16 protein-coding genes are annotated in these 18671 nt (G+C 70.5%); 5 read left to right on the forward strand and 11 right to left on the reverse strand.

Annotation, left to right across the window (positions count from 1 at the left end; translation table 11 throughout):
- Positions 1-4 precede the first annotated feature (4 nt).
- Positions 5-1030 carry an NADPH-dependent aldehyde reductase Ahr gene (ahr, locus tag ACG00Y_RS03700; RefSeq protein WP_394476064.1) on the forward strand — a complete coding sequence of 342 codons (1026 nt, stop codon included), beginning with the start codon at positions 5-7 and terminating at the stop codon, positions 1028-1030.
- On the opposite strand, the gene ACG00Y_RS03705 is transcribed toward ahr, so the two are convergent.
- Both ACG00Y_RS03705 and ACG00Y_RS03710 read right to left on the reverse strand, forming a co-directional pair.
- Positions 1000-2316 carry a mechanosensitive ion channel family protein gene (locus ACG00Y_RS03705; protein WP_394476066.1) on the reverse strand — a complete coding sequence of 439 codons (1317 nt, stop codon included), beginning with the start codon at positions 2314-2316 and terminating at the stop codon, positions 1000-1002. The two genes, ahr and ACG00Y_RS03705, sit on opposite strands and share 31 nt — an antisense overlap.
- A gap of 124 nt (positions 2317-2440) precedes the next feature.
- Positions 2441-3376 (reverse strand): histone deacetylase family protein, encoded by a 936-nt coding sequence (locus tag ACG00Y_RS03710; RefSeq protein WP_394476068.1) that lies wholly within the window; start codon positions 3374-3376, stop codon positions 2441-2443.
- 35 nt (positions 3377-3411) lie between these two features.
- On the opposite strand from ACG00Y_RS03710, the gene ACG00Y_RS03715 reads away from it, so the two are divergent.
- The gene (locus ACG00Y_RS03715; RefSeq protein WP_394476069.1) at positions 3412-4347 is read left to right on the forward strand and encodes an AAA family ATPase; all 936 of its coding nucleotides are present in this window, start codon (positions 3412-3414) and stop codon (positions 4345-4347) included.
- 12 nt (positions 4348-4359) lie between these two features.
- On the opposite strand, the gene ACG00Y_RS03720 is transcribed toward ACG00Y_RS03715, so the two are convergent.
- Positions 4360-4767 (reverse strand): disulfide bond formation protein B, encoded by a 408-nt coding sequence (locus ACG00Y_RS03720; RefSeq protein ID WP_394476190.1) that lies wholly within the window; start codon positions 4765-4767, stop codon positions 4360-4362.
- A gap of 83 nt (positions 4768-4850) precedes the next feature.
- On the reverse strand, positions 4851-5318 hold the full coding sequence (locus ACG00Y_RS03725; protein ID WP_394476071.1) for a RidA family protein: 468 nt from the start codon (positions 5316-5318) through the stop codon (positions 4851-4853).
- Between the two features lie 80 nt (positions 5319-5398).
- Between ACG00Y_RS03725 and ACG00Y_RS03730 the strand changes: the two genes are divergently transcribed.
- Both ACG00Y_RS03730 and ACG00Y_RS03735 read left to right on the forward strand, forming a co-directional pair.
- On the forward strand, positions 5399-7786 hold the full coding sequence (locus ACG00Y_RS03730; protein WP_394476072.1) for a DNA internalization-related competence protein ComEC/Rec2: 2388 nt from the start codon (positions 5399-5401) through the stop codon (positions 7784-7786).
- Between the two features lie 58 nt (positions 7787-7844).
- Positions 7845-8390: a hypothetical protein gene (locus ACG00Y_RS03735; RefSeq protein WP_394476074.1), complete on the forward strand. Its 546-nt coding sequence runs from the start codon at positions 7845-7847 to the stop codon at positions 8388-8390.
- Positions 8391-8396: 6 nt separating this feature from the next.
- Here the strand turns inward: ACG00Y_RS03735 and mltB are convergent, their stop codons facing one another.
- From mltB to ACG00Y_RS03765, 6 genes are all read right to left on the reverse strand, one after another.
- The gene (gene mltB, locus ACG00Y_RS03740) at positions 8397-9458 is read right to left on the reverse strand and encodes a lytic murein transglycosylase B (protein ID WP_394476075.1); all 1062 of its coding nucleotides are present in this window, start codon (positions 9456-9458) and stop codon (positions 8397-8399) included.
- 34 nt (positions 9459-9492) lie between these two features.
- Positions 9493-10560, reverse strand: a complete 1068-nt coding sequence (locus ACG00Y_RS03745) for a hypothetical protein (protein ID WP_394476077.1) — start codon at positions 10558-10560, stop codon at positions 9493-9495.
- A 29-nt stretch (positions 10561-10589) separates the two neighbouring features.
- Positions 10590-11615 carry a hypothetical protein gene (locus ACG00Y_RS03750; RefSeq protein WP_394476078.1) on the reverse strand — a complete coding sequence of 342 codons (1026 nt, stop codon included), beginning with the start codon at positions 11613-11615 and terminating at the stop codon, positions 10590-10592.
- A gap of 22 nt (positions 11616-11637) precedes the next feature.
- The gene (locus tag ACG00Y_RS03755) at positions 11638-13659 is read right to left on the reverse strand and encodes a transglutaminase TgpA family protein (RefSeq protein WP_394476080.1); all 2022 of its coding nucleotides are present in this window, start codon (positions 13657-13659) and stop codon (positions 11638-11640) included.
- Positions 13656-14639, reverse strand: a complete 984-nt coding sequence (locus tag ACG00Y_RS03760) for a DUF58 domain-containing protein (RefSeq protein WP_394476082.1) — start codon at positions 14637-14639, stop codon at positions 13656-13658. Before ACG00Y_RS03760 ends, ACG00Y_RS03755 begins: the two co-directional genes overlap by 4 nt.
- Before the next feature lie 63 nt (positions 14640-14702).
- Positions 14703-15845, reverse strand: a complete 1143-nt coding sequence (locus ACG00Y_RS03765; RefSeq protein ID WP_394476084.1) for a pectinesterase family protein — start codon at positions 15843-15845, stop codon at positions 14703-14705.
- Positions 15846-16056: 211 nt separating this feature from the next.
- Between ACG00Y_RS03765 and ACG00Y_RS03770 the strand changes: the two genes are divergently transcribed.
- Entirely contained in the window at positions 16057-17151 is a 1095-nt protein-coding gene (locus ACG00Y_RS03770) for a hypothetical protein (RefSeq protein ID WP_394476086.1), read from the forward strand.
- Between the two features lie 10 nt (positions 17152-17161).
- On the opposite strand, the gene ACG00Y_RS03775 is transcribed toward ACG00Y_RS03770, so the two are convergent.
- Positions 17162-17983 carry a plasmid replication/partition related protein gene (locus ACG00Y_RS03775; protein ID WP_394476089.1) on the reverse strand — a complete coding sequence of 274 codons (822 nt, stop codon included), beginning with the start codon at positions 17981-17983 and terminating at the stop codon, positions 17162-17164.
- Positions 17984-18671: the final 688 nt, after the last annotated feature.

Raw genomic sequence — 18671 nt, forward strand, 5'->3', positions numbered from 1 at the left:
CCCCATGCCCGACTTCCGCGCTGAAATTCGCGCTTTTGCCGCCCACACCGCCGGAGCCCCGCTGCAGCCCTTCGCCTTCGACCCCGGCCCGCTGGGCGAGGAGGACGTCGAGATCACCGTCGAGCACTGTGGCGTCTGCCACTCCGACCTGGCGATGATCGACAGCGAGTGGTTCCCCGCCAGCTACCCCGTCGTGCCCGGCCACGAGGTCGTCGGCCGCATCACCGCCTTGGGCGCGCACGCCAAGGGCCGGCAGTTGGGCCAGCGAGTGGGCGTGGGCTGGCACACGGGCAGCTGCACGCACTGCAACTTCTGCATCGGTGGCGAGCAGCACCTGTGCGGCCAGCGCCAGCCGACGCTGATCGGCCGCCATGGCGGATTTGCGGACCGGCTGCGTTCGCACTGGTCCTGGGCCATCCCGCTGCCCGACGCGCTGGACCCGGCCGCCGCCGGCCCGCTGATGTGCGGTGGCGGCACGGTCTTCCTGCCCTTCGTGCTGCATGCCATCAAGCCGACCGACCGCGTCGGCGTCGTCGGCATCGGCGGCTTGGGCCACCTGGCTGTGAAGTTCGCGCGCGCCTGGGGTTGCGAGGTGACGGCGTTCACCTCGTCACCGTCCAAGCGCGACGAGGCACTGGCGCTGGGCGCGCACAAGACGCTGTCCAGCGTCGACAAGGCCGAGCTGAAGGCCGCGGCCGGCAGCCTGGACTTCCTGCTCATCACCGTAGGTGCCGCGCTGAACTGGGATGCGCTCGTCGGCACGCTGGCGCCCAAGGGGCGCATGCATCTGGTGGGTGTTGTAAAAGACGCACTGAGCGTCAGGAGCGGCGGCCTGCTGAGCTGGCAGAAGGGCTTGTCTGCCTCGCCCACGCCGCCGCCCTCGGTGCTGGCGACGATGCTGGAGTTCTCGGCCCGCCACCAGATCCTGCCGCAGGTGGAACGCTTCCCCATGAGCCGGGTCAACGATGCGCTGGACCACCTGCGCAGCGGCAAGGCGCGCTACAGGGTCGTGCTGGACGCGGATTTCTGAGCATCGGCCGGCGAAAGCGCCGGCATGGCGAGGCCATGCACGACGCGCTGGGGATAGGGAATCTCCACGCCGAGACCACCCAGCGTGCGCAGGATGGCGAGGTTGACAACGGAGCGCACATTGCCGCTGCCGTTCTCGGGGTCCATGATCCAGAAGAAGATCGTCAGCTCCAGGCCATCACTGGCGAAATTGCTCAACTGCACGGCCGGGCCCGGCTCACTCAGCACCCGCGGCACCTGCCGCACGGCCGTCGCCAGCGCCTCGATGACACGTTCGACATCGCAGCCGTAGCTGACCTGGACGATCGTCGACAGCAGCACGCGCGGGTCGGCCAGCGACGAGTTCTCGACGCGCTGCGTGATCAGCATCTCGTTGGGCACGATGGCTTCCTTGCCGCCCATGGAGCGGATCACCGTGTAGCGCGTCTTGATGTCCGTCACGCGGCCTTCGAAGCCGTCGACCTTGACCATGTCGCCGATGCGCAAGCTGCGTTCGGCCAGGATGACGAAGCCGCTCACATAGTTGGCCGCCAGCTTCTGCAGGCCGAAGCCAAGGCCCACGCCCAGGGCGCCGCCCAGCACGCCCAGGGCCGTCAGGTCGATGCCCGCCGCCGACAGCGCGAACAGCAGGCCGATGAACAGCAGCAGTGCACGGATGGCGCTGGCGGCGATCTTGCGCATGGACAAGTCCATGGACTCGCGCTGCAGCAGCCTCGACTCGATGGCCGCCGAGACCCACAGCGCCGCCACCAGCACCAGCGCAGCCGTCAGACCGCCCTCGATGAGGTTGCGCAATGTCAGCTGCACGCTGCCGAACTTCCAGCCGATCTGATCCAGCTCGTCCAGGATGATGGGCAGCAAGCCGGTGATCCACAGCACCGCGCCCGCCCAGACCAGCCAGGAGCCGATGCGCTCGACCAGCTTGATCGGCGCCGAGTCCGGCCAGGCCGCCCGCAGCACGCGGGCGATGACGCGGATGACGGCCAGCGACACCAGCACCGGCAGCGCGAGCTTGAACAGCGCCGGTGCCAGCTCCCACAACGGCAGCAGGCGGCGCACACCGAAGGCCAGGGCCAGGGCCAACAGCGGAAACAGCGCGCCGTCGATGACACGCTCGCCGAACAGCACGCTGTTCTCGTGCCTGGTCACGGCGCGCGACAACGCCCAGCTCAGCAGCGCGGCCAGCGCCAGGCAGCCCAGCAGCAGCGCCCATTCGGCCAGGGCGTCGGCGCTGAAGACGCGGCCCAGCAAGGCCTGCAGTTCGGTCAGGCTCAGAGGTTGATGCATTGAATTCGTCTAGTCAGTTGGGGACAGAGCTACTCGCTTCGCTCGGGCGGTCTGTCCCGCAAAATTGTCAGATTAGTTGGTGACAGAGCTACTCGCTTCGCTCGGGCGGTCTGCCCCGCAAGGTCTAGAGATCCGCCAGTACCCGCAAATGCACCCCCACGCTGCGCGACAGCGCCCGCAGGTCATAGCCACCCTCCAGCACCGACACGATGCGGCCCTGGGCGTGGCGCTCGGCCACGTCCTTAAGCTTGAGGGTCAGCCACTCGTAGTCGGCCTCCACCAGGCCCATCTGGCCCAGCTCGTCGTCGCGGTGGGCGTCAAAGCCGGCGGAGATGAAGACCATCTGCGGCTTGAAGCGCTCCAGCGCCGGCAGCCACATCGCCTCGACCATCTCGCGCATCTCGGGCCCGCGCGTGTAGGCCGGCAGCGGCACGTTGACCATGTTCGTGCCCTTGGGCACCGCGCCGCTGTACGGGTAGAGCGGGTGCTGGAACAGGCTGACCATCAGCACGCGGTCGTCGCCGGCAATGATGTCCTCGGTGCCGTTGCCATGGTGCACGTCGAAGTCGACGATAGCCACCCGCTGCAGGCCGCGCACGTCCAGTGCATGTCGCGCCGCGATGGCCACGTTGTTGAAGAAGCAGAAGCCCATGCTCTGGTCGCGCGTGGCGTGGTGACCGGGCGGGCGCACGGAGCAGAAGGCGTTATCGGCGCGGCCGTCGATGACCAGGTCAGTCGCCTGCACGGCGGCACCGGCGCCGGCCAGCACGGCCGCCCAGGTGTGGGCGTTGGCGGAGGTGTCGGGGTCCACGGCGCAGCGCTCGCCCGTCGCGGCGCAGTCGCGCAGCAACCGGCCGATCTCGGCGACATAACCATGGGTGTGAGCGCGCTCCACGGCGGCCAGGTCCACGGGCCGGGCATCGACATGCTCCAGCGCCTGGGCCACGCCCGAGGCGATCAGCCAGTCGTCGATGGCGGCCAGCCGCTCGGGGCATTCGGGATGGCCGTCGCCCATTTCGTGGCGGCGGCATTCGGGAGGGTTGAAATACGCGGTAGACATGGAATGGCGGTCTGTCTCTTGATATGGTCCGGCCCATGACGACGCCATCACGAACGCTGGCAGGGCAACTGCAAGCCCTGCAAAACCAGATTAGCACGGTCATCAAGGGCAAACCCGCCCAGATCGCCGACAGCCTGGCCTGCCTGATCGCCGGCGGCCACCTGCTCATCGAGGACCTGCCCGGCGTCGGCAAGACGACGCTGGCCCATGCGCTGGCCATCTCGCTGGGCCTGAAATTCTCGCGCCTGCAGTTCACGGCCGACCTGCTGCCCAGCGACCTGCTGGGCGTGTCGGTCTACGAGCGCGAAAAGAACGGCTTTGCCTTCCACCCCGGCCCGGTGTTCGCGCAGGTGCTGCTGGCCGACGAGATCAACCGCGCCGGCCCCAAGACGCAGAGCGCGCTGCTGGAAGCGATGGAGGAGCACCAGGTCAGCATCGAGGGCATCAGCCACCCGCTGCCCGAGCCCTTCTTCGTCATCGCCACGCAGAACCCCAGCGAGCAGCTCGGCACCTTCCCGCTGCCGGAGTCGCAGCTGGACCGCTTCCTGATGTGCATCTCGCTGGGCTACCCCGACGCCGCCGCCGAGCGCGAGCTGCTGACCGGCCAGGACAGCCGCGAGCAGCTGCGCACGCTGAAGGCCGTCATGACACCGGCCGAGCTGGTGGAGGCGCAGGCCGCCGTGCGCAAGATCCACGCGGCGCCGCCGCTGCTCGACTACCTGCAGGCCTTGATCGCCGCGACGCGCTCGGGCCAGTGGTTCGTCGAAGGCCTGTCGCCCCGCGCCGGCCTGGCCGTGCTGCGCGCATCGCGGGCACGGGCGCTGCTGCAGGGGCGGGACTATGTGTCCCCTGACGACATCCAGGCCATCCTGCCGCAGACGATCTCGCACCGGCTGCAGCCGCGGGCAGGTGCTGGGCGGGGGGCGAGGGAGCAGGTGCGGGCGATGATCGAGGCCGTCGCCCTGCCCTGACCCGCCTGGCGCTCAGCGCCGGGTCAAGACCACCAGACCCAGCGCGCCAAGCCCTGCAAACAGCAGCCCGCTCCAGACCTCATACGGCAAGCCCAGCAGCCGGTACGCGGCCGCCTCCGCGCAGTTGGCCGTGATCATGAACACGTCGGGCCACAGCTCTTCCAGCCCCAGCGCCGTGACGATCTTGTCGGCCAGGCCCATGGCGCAGGTGGCCGTCTGCGACGCCACCTCGTGCTGGAACACGGCCGCCGTCAGCCCCGCCGCGCACAGCATCAGCACGAGCACCACCGCGCCCTGACGCAGCGCACGCTTGGCATGGACCAGCCAGCCCAGCAGCGCCAACGCGCCGATCAACAGAAAGATGCCCCGCTGCAACACGCACCATGGGCAAGGCTTGACCCCGAACTGATGCTGGGCCACCAAAGCAACGCCGACGGCGGCAAAGCTCGCCGCAGCCATGCCCGCCAGCGCCAGCGCCGGCAACCGCGAAGGGCGCGCGTACATCAGCCCTGCACTTCCGCGATCAGCTCGATCTCGACGCAGGCGCCGAGCGGCACCTGCGCCACGCCGAAGGCGCTGCGCGCATGCTTGCCGGCATCACCCAGCACGGCGGCCAGCAGGTCGGAGCAGCCGTTGGTGACGAGGTGCTGCTCGGTGTAGTCCGGCGTGCTGTTGACCAGGCTCATGACCTTGACGATGCGCACCACCTTGCCGAGGTCGCCCGTGGCGGCCTGCAACGTGCCGAGCAGGTCGATGGCGACCGCGCGCGCGGCGGCCTGGCCGGTGGCGGTGTCCGTGTCGCGGCCGAGCTGGCCGACCCAGACCTTGCCGTCCTTCTTGGCGATGTGGCCGGACAGGAACACCAGGTTGCCGGTGCGCATGAAGGGCAGGTAGGCAGCGGCCGGCGTGGCGACGGGGGGCAGCGTGATGCCCAGTTCGGCCAGCTTGGCCTGGATGGCAGAGGAGCTCATGGGGAAAAGCGCCGTGGCGCAGGGCGAAAACGGCGGCATGCTACACCCCGCTCCCAACCCAGAGGAGCATCGGAGGGGCATTGGCAAAGCGGCCTTGGGGTGTGCGCGAGCTGGTGGTGACAGGCCTTGCCTGGCTCACGGGCCTGGCGCTGCTGCACCGCTGCGAGCGGCTGCCAAATGCTGCCGAGTACGCCGCGTTGGCCGTCGCCTTCGCGCTGCTGTTCGCCTTGCGCCGCCGGCACTGGCTGGCGCTCGCCGGCTGCGTCGCCGTGCTGGCCTTCAGCCAGGCCGCGCTGCGCGCCGAGTGGCGCATGACGCCCGAGCTGCATCCCGCCTGGGAGGGGCGCGACCTGACGCTGACCGGCCGCGTCGACTCTCTGCCCATCGCCGTCACCGGCCAGGGCGGCATGCCCGGCTGGCGCTTCGAGTTCGCCGTCGACGCGGTGGGCCCGACGGGCACCGCGCTGCCGCCCGAGGTGCCGCGCCGGCTGATGCTGCTCAGCTACGACGGCCCGCCCATTACCGCTGGTGAGCACTGGCGCTTCACCGCGCGGCTCAAGCGCGCCCATGGCCTGGCCAACCCCGGCGGCTTCGACGCCGAGCTGTGGCTGTTCGAGCAAGGCCTGCGCGCCACCGGCGTGGTGCGCTCGGCCGAGCGCCTGCAGCCGGCGCCGTGGTGGGAAATCGACGTTGCCCGTCAGCGGCTGCGCGCATCCATCCAGCAACGCGTGGCCGGCCCCGGCATGGCCGGCGTGGTGGCCGCGCTGAGCCTGGGCGATCAGAACGCCATCGCCCACGCCGACTGGGCGCTGCTGCGCGACACCGGGGTGGCGCACGCCTTCAGCATCAGCGGCCTGCACGTGACGATGTTCGCCTGGCTGGCCACGGCCTTGGCCGGCGCGCTGTGGCGGCGCAGCGGGCGGCTCTGCCTTTCCCTGCCCGCGCCCACGGCCGCGCGCTGGCTGGGCGTGCTGGCCGCGCTGGGCTATGCGCTGTTCTCTGGCTGGGGCGTGCCGGCGCAGCGCACGGTGGTGATGCTGGCCGCTGTCGCCGGGCTGCGCAGCCTGGGTGTGCGCTGGCCCTGGCCGCTGGTGTTGCTGATGGCGGCCGTCGTCGTCACGGCGGTGGACCCATGGGCGGTGATGCAGCCGGGCTTCTGGCTGTCCTTCGGCGCCGTGGGCCTGCTGATGGCCGCAGGCGACGGGCAGGCGCAAGGCTGGCGCGCGCGGTTGAAGGCGGCCGTCCACACCCAGGCCATCGCGACGGTGGGCCTCGCGCCGCTGAGCCTGATCTGCTTCGCGCAGCTGTCCGTCGTCGGTCTGCTGGCCAACCTGGTGGCCATTCCCGCCATCAGCTTTCTCATCACGCCGCTGGCGCTGCTGGGTGGCCTGGCACCGCCGCTGTGGACATTGGCCGCCTGGCTGACGCAGGCGCTGATGGCCTGGCTCAAGCTGCTGACGGCGCTGCCGGGCGCCGTCTTCTGGCTGCCCGCCGCGCCGGTGTGGGCGCAGCTGCTCGCTCTGCTGGGTGCGGCCTTGATCGTCATGCGCCTGCCCTGGCGGCTGCGGCTGGCGGGTCTGGCGATGATGCTGCCGCTGCTGTGGCCGGCCGTGCCGCGCCCGCCGCCCGGCGAGTTCGAGCTGCTGGCGCCGGACATCGGCCAGGGCAACGCGGTGCTGGTGCGCACGGCGGGCCATGTGCTGCTGTTCGACACCGGCCCGGCCTATGCGCCCGGCGCCGATGCCGGCGAGCGCGTGCTGCTGCCGCTGCTGCGCTCGCTGGGGCACCGGCGGCTGGACATGCTGGTGCTCAGCCACCGCGACACCGACCACGTGGGTGGCGCGGCGTCGCTGATGCAGGCGCTGCCGGTCAGCGAACTGCGCAGTTCACTGGAGCCCGGCCACCCGTTGCTGCGCGCCGGGCCGGCCGAGGTGCGCTGCGAGGCCGGCCAGGGCTGGACGTGGGACGGCGTGCGCTTCGACATGCTGCACCCGCTGGCGGCTCATTTCGACGCGGAGCTGAAGTCCAACGACCTGTCCTGCGTGCTGCGCATCACGTCGGCGTCGGGGCGGCGGGCGCTGCTGGCGGGCGACCTGGAGGCGGAGCAGGAACGACAGCTCGTGAAGCGTGAGCCTGACCTGCGCGCCGACGTGCTACTGGTGCCGCACCATGGCAGCAAGACCTCCTCCAGCGCCGAGTTGCTGGCGGCCGTGCAGCCGGCGGTGGGCCTCGTGCAGGCCGGCTACCGCAGCCGCTTCGGCCACCCTGCCCCGCCGGTCCTGGCGCGCTACCAGGCGGCCAGCATCGCGGTCGTCGCCAGCCCGGCCTGCGGCGCCTGGCGCTGGCACAGCGACGGCAAGGCGGCGACCTGCGAGCGCGAGCTGAGGCGGCGCTACTGGCATGACCGCGTGCCACCTAGCGTGCCCATCGAGCTGACCGGCCCCTGGCCTGAGGATGCTGAGCCGTGACCCAACGGGCTACGCTGCGGCACTTCCAGGCAGCATTGAGCTTCGAGATACAAAAACCATGCGCATCAAAGCGATTCACGTGGGAGCGGCCGTGGCGCTGTTGCCCTTCATTCTGTTGGCGCCCATGTTCGGGCTGGGCTGGGAGCTGCGGCCGGTGATGCTGCCCGTGTTGCTGACCTCCGCATTCATGTCGCTGTTCCTGACCATGGGCTGGATATCGACAAAGGCATGGCGCCGGCCGGTCAAGCTGATGGCGATGTTGGCGATGTTGCTGGTGTCGGTTTCCTGCGCGTTGTCCGCCTTGGTTTTGGTGGTCGGGTCGTTAATGCAAGCGACGACGGCGTCGCTGCCACTTGGCGACGGCTGCCGCGTCGATGCAGATCGGGTCGGCGGTTTGGGTGACTACCTGATCGTCGTGTCGCGTGTCTGCCCGAGAGCGGGCCTGTGGCAGCGCTCAACTCGGCTGCTTTCCGACGAGGAAGCGGGCGTGAAGGCGCTTCGATCGACGCCGGCAGCGCCGGACGGCGCCGCGCAGGTCGCCGTCACGTTGAGCCGTTATGGCAAGCCCGACGCAGAGACCGTGCTGCGCCTGCCTGCGCGTTGATGCACGTCAACGCGACGCCAGCCGCTTCGCCTTGACCGCCTGCCCCAGCTCGATGACCGCCAGCGCGTAATAGGCCGACCAGTTGTAGCGCGTCACGACCCAGAAGTTCTGCGTGCCCAGCAGCACGGTCGTGGGCTTCTTCGGGCCGTTCTGCAGCTCGATGACGGCCATCGCGCCGACGTGGTCGCGAGCGGCTTCGGATGGTTCCGCGCCGGCTTCCAGCAACTCGGCCGCCGTGAAGGTCGGCTTGATGTCGGGCGCCAGCAGCCGGCGGCGCGTGATCGGGTCGGCCGGCAGGCGCACGCTGTAGTGCGTGGCCTCGCCGGGCTTCCAGCCGTACTCGCTCAGGTAGTGCGCCACGCTGCCGATGGCGTCCACGGGGCTGGCGATCAGGTCGATGCGGCCGTCACCGTCGAAGTCCACCGCGTGCCGGCGCCAGCTGCCGGGCATGAACTGCGGCCAGCCGAGTGCGCCTGCGTAGCTGCCGCGCACGTCGGCGGCGTCCAGACCGTTCTCGCGGCAAAGCTTCAGGAATTCGACCAGTTCGCTGCGAAAGAACGCCTGGCGTTCGGCGGCACGCGGGTGTTCGGCGGGGAAATCGAAGGCCAGCGTGGCCAGCGCGTCCAGCACCTTGAAGCCGCCGGTGATGCGGCCGTAGAAGGTCTCCACGCCGACGATGCCGACGATGACCTCGGCCGGCACGCCGTACCGGCTTTCGGCCCGCAACAGCGCGGCCTCGTGCTCGGCCCAGAAGGCCAGGGCGGCGTCAATGCGCTTGGGTTCGATGAAGCGGTCGCGGTAGGCCGCCCAGTCCTTGGCGGTGCCTTTCGCCGCGGGCAGGATGAGCTGCTTCACGCGCGGCAGGTCCAGCGCCCGGCCGAGCTGCTCGCGCAGCGCGGCCGCGTCCCAGTTCTGCGCGGCGGCCAGCTCGTCGGCGAAGGCGATGACGGCGGGGTGGGCGCCAAAGGGCTGGGGCGCAGGTACCCGCTTGGGCTTGCCGTGAGCGGCGAGGTTGACAGCCAGCAGCAGGCCGGCGCAGAGCGTGGGAAGAAGGCGATGGCGTTTCACGGCGGCAGCATACGGGGCGCCTGCGACCGCTCCCTCAGCGAATCTTGAACTGGAACTCCTGCTCGAAGAGATGCTCACCGTCGCACTCATAGCCAGCCAAAGCCTGCAGGACCAAGCTGCGGAAGTAGTCGGCCACCTCGTCCCGCTTGCGGCCCGAGATCGACAGCACGTCGATGTCGGCCACTTCCACCACGCCGGCGCGCGTCGCGGCGACCGCCTTCAGCAGCACGTCACCCGACCAGTAGATGGTGTTCGGCAGCTTCGGCTTGGGCAGCTTCGCGCAGTGCAGCTCATGGAACTGCAGCAGCGGCGGGAGCGGCGCCAGGCTGCTGTCGCCGTCGTCAGCGATGAATCTCATGCCTTGGGGCGGCTTGGCGGGAATGCTCTTGACGGATTTCAGCGCGGTGCGGTTGAACTCACCCTGCTGCGCAACGGCATGGCCGACCAGCGTCTGCATCAGCGCGCCCTCCACCAGCGCCTGGCGCAGCTCGGGCGATGTGTTGGGGCAGCGGGCCAGCCAGGCGCGCTTGCCGGCGTCCGGCACGGCCTCGGCGCCCGCCGCCTCCAGCGACCGGATGATGGCGCCGATGGCGGCCCCCTTGGTCTTCAGCAGGTGGCCCATGCGGAGCAGATAGGGCGGCAGCAGTGCATAGCGTTCACGGGTGAGGGCGCCGGGCTGGCAGGCGGCCAGCGTCAGGCTCGGCGCGAAGCTGGCCACCATCCAGGCGGTTTCACCGCGCTTGTCGGGCACGTTGATCGCCAGCTTCACGCTGGGGTCGGCTAGCAGCGCGTCGACGACGAGGGCGTAGCCGCCGCTGGCGGCCAGCATCAGCGGCGTGCGGCCATGGACGTCCCGCTCGGTGAGCGACAGATGGCCTTCGGCGCTGCGTATCAGCGCGGTGATCTGCTCCGCGGCGGCGCGCTCGACGTCCTCGGGCGTCCGGCCCGAGTCGCGGACTGCCAGGACCTGGCGAATCTGCACCCCCAGCTTGTCGATCACCTGCCGTGGCGTGCGCTGCGAGTCGGCATGGGCGGGTTGAACACAGAGCAGGAGTACGGCCAGCAGCACGCTGGCGCGGTTCAATCGGGAGCTTGGTGTCATGGGGCGTGTGGGCGGAACAAGCGATGGCGTCAATCGACCTTGAACTCGAACTCCTGCTCGAAGACCCGGTCGCCTTCGCACTGGTAGCCGGCCAGCGTACGGATCAGGATGTTGCGGAAGTGGTTGACGACGGCGGGGGGCGGATCGCCGTCGGACAGCGTCGTGAAGTCGACGGTCTCCACCACGCCCGCACGCGTTGCGACCAGGGTCTTGAAGCGGATGCTGCCCTGCCAGTTGAGCCCGCCGAGGAGCGCGGGTCGCGGTTTCTGCGGGCAGTTCAGGTCCCTGACCTGCGCTGACTCGCGCACCGAGGAGATGAAGCGCATGTCCTGCGGGGGCCTCTGCGGGATGGTGGTCAGGCCCACCCGGTAGGCCTTGTTGAAGCCCAGCTGGCGGTCGAGCGCGTCGTTGACGAGGGTGGTCAGCAAATCCCCACGCGCGATGGCGCGGCGCAGTTCGGGTGTCGTGTTGGGGCAGCGCACGAACCACGCCTTGCGGGCCGCATCGGGGTCGGCTTCGGCGCCGGCATCTTCCAATGCCTGGACGATGCCGGCGACGACCGACTTCCTGGCCGTCATCAGCACTGACATGCGCTGCAGGTAAGGGGTCAACAGGGGTTGGCGTTCCAGCGTGAGGGCACCGGGCTGGCAGGCAACCAGCGTCATCGCGGGCGCGAAGTTGGCCACCATCCAGGCGGTTTCGCCGGCCTTGTCGCGGGCGTTGATGCGTGCCTTGACGATGGGGTCGGCCAGCAGCGCCCTGACCACCAGCGGATAGGCGCCGCTGACGGCCAGCAGCAGCGGCGTGCGGCCTTGCGCGTCTGCGTCGAACAAGCTGTCGTCGCCCGGCGAGCGCTGGGCCAGCGCGGTGATCTGCTGCGCGACAGCGCGCTCCGCGTCCTCGGGGGTCCTGCCGGGCTTGGGGGCCTCCAGGATCTGGCGAATCTCCACGCCCAGGCCGTCGATCAGCTGCCGCGGTGTGCGGGCGGGCTCGGCGTTAGCGCTGGCAAGCGCAGAAAGCAGGAGCAGCAGGGCGGCGGGCAGGCGTGGCGGCATGGGGCCGGAGTGTCTCCCGACCTCAGCCCTTCAACATGCGCGCCGCCAGGTGGAATTCACGCCAGGCGGGTGCCGGCGCGTCCGGCGCGTAGCGCGAACGTTCCAGCTTCTCCAGCCACTGCGCGGCCGGCTCGGCTTTCTGGCCGTGCTGGCGGCGCAGCGTGCGCGCCCAGGCGGCCGGGCTCTCATGCGGCGGCACCGCCACGCCGGCCCGCGCCAGCAGCGCCGCGATGCGCGCCCGCTGCCGGCTCCAGGCGTCGTGCGGCCGGCTGCTCCAGCGTATCCAGGCCCAGGCGGCCAGCGTGAAGGCGAGGATGACGCCGGCCAGCGCCTGGCCCAGGCCGGTCCAGTCGGGGCGCTCGAAGCCGAGCTTCTTCATCAGGTCGAACTGGTTCTGGCGCGAATAGTTCAGCACCAGTTGCTGCCAGCGGTTGTTGATGGCCTCCCAGCCGCCGCGCATCGCCCGCCACAGCGTCGGGTTGAGCTGGCCGATGACGCCCGGCTGCGGCTGCAGGGCCAGGCCTTGCGTGACGCGGTTGGGCGCGACGGCGGCGGTGGGGTCGCTGCGCAGCCAGCCCCGGCCCTCCACCCAGTACTCGGCCCAGGCATGGGCGTTGGCATTGCGCACGATGAGGTAGCCGTCCTGCGGCTCGGCGTCCCAGCCCTGGAAGCCGGTGACGATGCGGGCCGGCACGTCCATGGCACGCATCAGCACGACAAAGGCCGACGCGAAGTGCTCGCAGAAGCCCAGCCGCCGGTCCAGCCAGAACTCATCGATGACGTGAGGCGATTCCTCGCCATAGCGGCCGGGGGCCAGCGTGTAGGTGAAGTCGTTGGCACGCACGTGCTCAAGCAAGGCGGCGGCGAGGGCCTGCGCGCGCGCGCCCGGCGCCAGGCCGGCAAAGCGCGGCTCGGCGGCCAGTTGCTGCGCCCAGGCCAGGCTGCGCGGGTTCTGGCCGCGCGGCAGCTCCAGGTCGCGTGCCTGGTGCAGCCGCATGCGGTTCAGGCCGGCCTGCCAGTCGACATGGGCGCTGGCGGTCAGCCGCAGCCGCTCGGTGATGGGGCGCGGCGCCAGCCACTGCAGTTCGGGGCCGCGCATCAGCGTCAGGTCGGGCAGCGGCAGCTCGCCGCCAACGTTGCCGGGGCTCATCTCCAGCAGTGGCAGCACGGGGATGCGCAACGGCTCCAGCGTCATCTCGTAGCGCAAGGCCGGGCCGGCCGTGGCCAGCTCGTCGCGGCCGCGCAGCCAGTTCTGGTTGGGGCGGTTGTCGGGCGCGCGCCAGGTCTTGCCATCGAAGCGTGTCAGCACGGGGCCGCGAAAGTAGCGCTGGTCGGGTGGCGGCGCGGCACCCTCGAACTTCACGCGCAGCGCGATGCTGTCGTCGTTGGCGATCTCGCTCATCGCCCCGAACTCCATCTGGTTGGACAGGCCCGTCTTGCCGATGCTCTCGGTCGGCACGCCCCATAACGGCGCGATGCGCGGGAACAAGACGAACAGCAGCACCATGACCGGCAGGCCCAGCGCCGTCGTGCTGGCCGCGCGTCGCGCCGCGATGGCGATGCTGGGCACGCCCGTGGGCATCTGCGCCAGCACGACGGCCGCCAGCAGCCCCCACAGCGACAGCAGCGCGCCCGCCGCCGTCAGCAGCGACTGCGAGTACAGGAACTGCGTCAGCACCAGGAAGAAGCCAAGGAAGAACACGACGAAGGCGTCGCGGCGGGCGCGCAGCTCCAGCGTCTTCAGCGCCATCAGCACCGTCAGCAGCGTGATGCCGGCCTCGCGGCCCACCAGCGTGCGGAAGGTCAGCCAGGTCAGCGCGGCGTAGATGAGGGCGATGGCGAACAGCGCCCAGCGGCTGGGCAGCGGTCGCTGGCGCCAGGCGATGTGGCCGCGCCACAGCAGCACCAGGCCGGTCAGCGCCGTGGCCCACAGCGGCAGGTGGCTGGCATGCGGCGCCATGACGGCGGTGATGACGCCGAGCAGGAAGAGGCTGTCGCGGGTGTCGCGAGGCAGGCGCTCCCACCACACTTGGATTGCGTTCATGCTTTGAAGTCCGCCAGCAGTTCCAGGCAGGCCTGGCGGTGCGCCGCGCCCAGCGACGGCGCCAGCTCGCGGCCGGCCAGGCGCAGGCCGTAGGGCTGGCTCTGGCGCTCGGCGGCCAGCACCCAGGCGGTCAGGCGGGACAGCCGCGCCTCCACGTCGCGGCCCTGCGTGTCGCGCCAGTCCAGCCACAGGTCTTTCGCCAGCGGCGCCTCGGTCTCGCGCACCCACAGCGGCAGGCCCTGGTCCAGCGCCAGGGCGGACTTGCGCCACAGGATCTGCTTCATCGAGTCGCCCCGGCGGTAGCTGCGCACGCCGGAGAAGTCCGTGCCGCTGGGTGACTGACGGGTGGACGCCGCCTCGGCGCTGCCGGCCTCCGCCTGCGTCGGGAACGGGGCGAGCACCGCTTCAGCCTGCGGGTAGACCCAGACCTTGCTGGCCGGCCGCCAGTAGCTCCAGGCGCGGAAGAAGCCGAGCGGGAAGCGGGTCGTCACGACCAGCCGTGGCAGCTCGCGCAGGCCGCGCTTCAGCGCCGGCAGGCGCAGGCGCAGCACCGCGTGGCCCAGGGCCGGCACGTCCACCCAGGCGGGCTCGCTGAGGCCGCTGTCGAGCTGGGCGCTGACGGCGATGCCAAAGCGCGCCTTGCCCGGGTTGTGCAGGCGCAGCTCCAGCGTGAACTCGTCGCCGGCATGCACGCCGTCGGGCGCCCGCAAGTCCATCTGCAGGCCGCGCAGGTTGGCGTGCGTGGTGTGCATGGAGGCCAGCCCCGCGCCGGTCAGCGCGAAGGTCAGCGCATAGCCCAGGCTCAGCTGCTCGTTGATGGACGCGACCAGCAGCACGCCCAGCGTGCCGCAGAAGGCCAGGCCCGCGAGCGTGGGGACGATGTAGACGTTGCGCTGGGTGGTGCTGTGCGTGTCCGCCACGGGCTGGCGGGCTTGCCACCAGAACTGCCAACGACGGCGCATGACGTTGAAAACTGCCATGGGCGGCAGGATACGTGCGGTTGCTTCCTGCGCGCCGACGGAGGGGTGCTTGCAGCCGCTACTTCAGGGGGCCGCACCGGCGCCGGTGTTCATGTGTTCGGCCAGCCGCCGGTTGCCGGCGCTACCGTAGTTGACCTTGTTGCTGCTGTTCCAGTCGGCCCAGGGCGCGGCCTTCTTGATATGGCCGCCCACGGCCACCTCGCGCACGATCATCTGGCCGGTGGTGGACCCGTTCTGCGGCCACTGGCGCGCGAACGACACGCTGTTGCTGCCGCCCGTGGTCGTGAACGAGCCGCCCTTGAACAGGAAACCCTTGTTGCCGATCACATGGCTGGGCGCGGCGATGACGCCGGTGCTGGTGCGGGCGTTCGTGTAGCGCACCTCGCAGGCGTCGAACACGGCGGTCATGTCGCCGAAGATGAAGTCGATGTCGCCCTGGATGAAGCTGTTGCGCACATAGGTGCGCTTGCCGGAGCCGGCCAGCCACAGCGTGTCCTGGTTGCCCAGCAGGCGCACGGTGTCCAGCGTCACCTGGTCACCGCCGTTGTTCAGGTAGGCCACGGCCTGGTGCTGGCCGTTGGCCGCCGCGTTGTTCTCGCCGTAGGTGTTCTGGATGGTGAGGTTCTTGATCTGCAGCTGGCTGGCGTAGCTGACGACGGTGCCCGTGCAGTTGGTGCCCAGCGTGCTGCGGCCGCCGCAGTCGTTGTAGTAGGCGCTGACCCGGCTGGGCGCGCTGCTGCCGAAGTTGGCCGCGTTGCCCACGGCGGTCTTGAACGCCGAGCCGGTCATCGCGTAGTGCGCGCCGAGCTGCAGCACCACGCCGGTCTGGCTGTCGCCATAGATCGTCAGCGGCACGCCCGACGGAATGACGACCAGCCCGGTGTAGGTGCCGGCCTTGATCTGGATGTACTTGCGCGTGCTGCCGCCTGCGGCGATGGCCGCGTTCACCGCCGCCTGCACGGTCTTGTACGTGCCGCTGGGGCTGACGACGTAGTCGCCGGTGCTCTTGGTGCCCACGGTGCCGGGGCTCCAACTGCCGAGGAAGCTGGCCAACGTGTAGCTGCCTTGTTCAGATGCCGACAGCTGCGGGCGCGTGGCGGTGGACGTGGCGGCCCAGGCCGGCAGCGCGGCCGATACGGCAAGGGCCAGCACGGCGTGGCGGCACAGCACGCGGGAGATGGGGGCGAAGGCGAGGTTGGCAGTCATGCGCTGATGTCTCGTTGTTGTATGCGGGGCCCGGGGATCGGGGGCGGCACACACCAACGTGCTGCGCCGCAGGGCGCACAGGCTGACGTGCAGGAACAGTCCCTGGGGATGCAGACGCCAGGGCGGCCGCGATTCTGCAAGCGGCCTGGCCGAGCGCGCCTCATGGGTTTCCCGCTTACGGGCCGGCGGCCGCCCGCCGATGCTGCGCCGCGTGAAACGACGCACCGGCATGCTGGCGACGCTCGGCGGCCTGCTGGCGGCCGTGGCGGCGTTGTGGGTGGCCCTGCCGCACCAGGCCCCAACTGACAGCGTGCCCGGCGCGACGGCCGCCGTGCTGCCCCGGCCTGCCGCTGTGTTGGCGGTTCCTGCTGCCGCGCCCGCAATGCGCCCGACTGCGGCGGCGCCGGTGGATGCCGTGCACGAGCTATGCGGCACCGGCCGCATGCCGCTGCGCAACGCGGGCGGCGCCGGTGCCGATGCCTTCGAGAACCTGCCCGACCCCCTCGGCCGCCTGGCGCTGCAGGAGCTGCGGGAACGGCTGGTTCACATGCTGACCCTGGGCGACGCCCGCCAGCGCGTGGCCGCCTGGCGCCTGCGCCAGCCCGACGCCGCCGACCCAGCCGCGCAAACCGCGTGGGCGGCGGGCCTGCTGGCCGAAGCGCATGCCGGCGGTGATGCCCAGGCCTTGCGCTGGGCCACCGCCGCCTGCGGCCACACCGAGCACGCCCCACGCTGCCGCCGCGACCTGGCCCTGGCGCGCACGCGGGCCGAGCCCGACAACGGCCTGCACTGGCTCGAATGGGCGCAGGAGGCTGGCAGCGAGCCGCTGCAGCACGCGGCCTGGCTGGGCGCGCTGCGCGCACGGCGCTGGCACGAGCATCCCGTGGGCCTCACGGCCGTCACGCAGGCGGCACTGGCCGCCATGCAGCCGGTGCCGCCCGCCTACCTGCGCAGCCGGCTGGCGCGCGAGACGCTGGGCCACGACGCCGCCCAGGCACCCGAGGGCTTCGCGTGGCTGGATCAGCAATGCGCACGGCAGCTTGGCGACTGCGCGCAGGTGGCCGAGCGCATGGCGGGTGAGGCGGATTCGGCCGCACTGCTGCAGCAGGCGGCAGCCCTGGGCCAGCAGGCGGGTTGGAGCGAGGCGCGCTTGCAGGCGCTGGCGGCCACCACGCAGGCCTTCCATGCGCAGCTGCCGGCGTGGCATGAAGCCGCGGGCGCCTCGCTGGCCTGCGCTGCAGCCGAACCGCAGCTTGCCCATGTCGAGGCGGTGGCGCGCCGGGGCGAGGTGCCCCGCACCCGCTAACGCGCGAGGCTCAGAACGGCGAGGGTTCGCCCGCGTCGCCCGCCCGAAGCGCGGCCAGCTCCTGCCGCAGCGCCGCGTTCTCGGCCTCGAGGGTGGCCACGCGCAGGCGCAGCGATTCGACCGTCTGCTCAGGCGCAGCTGCTGCCGCCTCGGTCGCCTGCGAGCCAGCCTCCGGGCTCGGCGCCGGCGCCCTGCGCTTGGCCTCGCGCACCCGCTTGGCCGCCTGCTTGAGCTCGTCCGCCCCGGCCGCAGCCGCAGCCGCCTGTTCCTCGGCCGGCAAGGTGGCCACGGCCGCCGCAGCGTTGATGGACACGGTGCCGGCCTTCACCGCCGCCACCAGCTCGGGCGCGCCCTGCTTCTGGATCTTCTCGATCAGCACGACCTGGCTGCTGCTGATCCGCGCGGCCTTGGCCAGCGCCTCGCGGGTTTCAAGCGCCGTCGCGTCCGGCACCTCGGGTGGGGCCTCGGCCACCGGCAGCGCGGCCGCCACGGCGGCGCTGCGGGCGCGCCGCTCGGCCACGATCTCGCGCTTGCGCAGCGCCAGGACCCCGCGCTGAAAGTCAGAGATGCTGCGCCGCCCCAGGTGCTGGTCGATCATCCACAGGTGCACGTCCTCCATGGACTTGAAGCGCGTGTTCTGCACCGTCTGGAACGGCAGCCCATGCTTGCTGCAGATGCCGTAGCGGTTGTGCCCGTCCACCAGCACATCGCCCCACAGCACCAGCGCATCGCGGCAGCCCTCGGCCAGGATGCTGCGCTCCAGCGCTTCATGCTCCTCCGGCGTCAACGGGTCGATGTAGGCCTTGAGTTCTTCGTTGACGACGATGTGCATGGAGCCAGGGGCGGGGTGGGCAAAAGGGGGCGGATTCTAGAGTTCGGGGTGAGTGCGATGGGTTGTGAAGCCTGGCGCCGGCCGGCGCGGTCTCTGATCACCGTTGGGTTGCCGTCGCGTCGGGATTCCAACGGACGCCCTGATCGCGTGCTCAAATGTTGGGCAGAAATCGTTAACGGTCCACCGATAACAAGTTAAAGCGCATGTTTCGCTGCCCACACTGTCAACAGTTAGGCCTGCGTGGATTGGAGTTGGCGCTGTCTGCCTCATGGGCGCCCGCTCGTTGCCTGCTGTGTCGCAAGCAGGCGCATACGAGCGAAGCTATCCGTTTCGCGTCGCATCTGGCCTCTCATCTTGTGCTCTACGTCTCGGTAGGTCTCGCTATGTACTTGTGGAGTTGGTGGCCATTCGCCATTTTGCCGCTCGTTCTTGTCGGATTCCCATTAGCCGCACTGGCCGTTCCTGCCATTCCTACCACGCCCCAGCGCGTGCACAGGGCGCGTTGGCTCAATCGCGCGCTTCTTGTCATGGTGGTTGCAGCTATCGCCTATGCAGGAATCACTGATCCGTCGTCGCATGCTGCGCTTTAACCACTTGCTGCAGCGGACGGCTTCGCCGTCCGCTGAGCGCAAACGTTGACCGGTTGTATCCAACAGGCCTGATGGCTCTGCGCAAACTTCCGCTCGGT

It is taken from the genome of Pelomonas parva (genome assembly GCF_043555835.1).
Lineage (GTDB): Bacteria > Pseudomonadota > Gammaproteobacteria > Burkholderiales > Burkholderiaceae_C > Pelomonas > Pelomonas parva.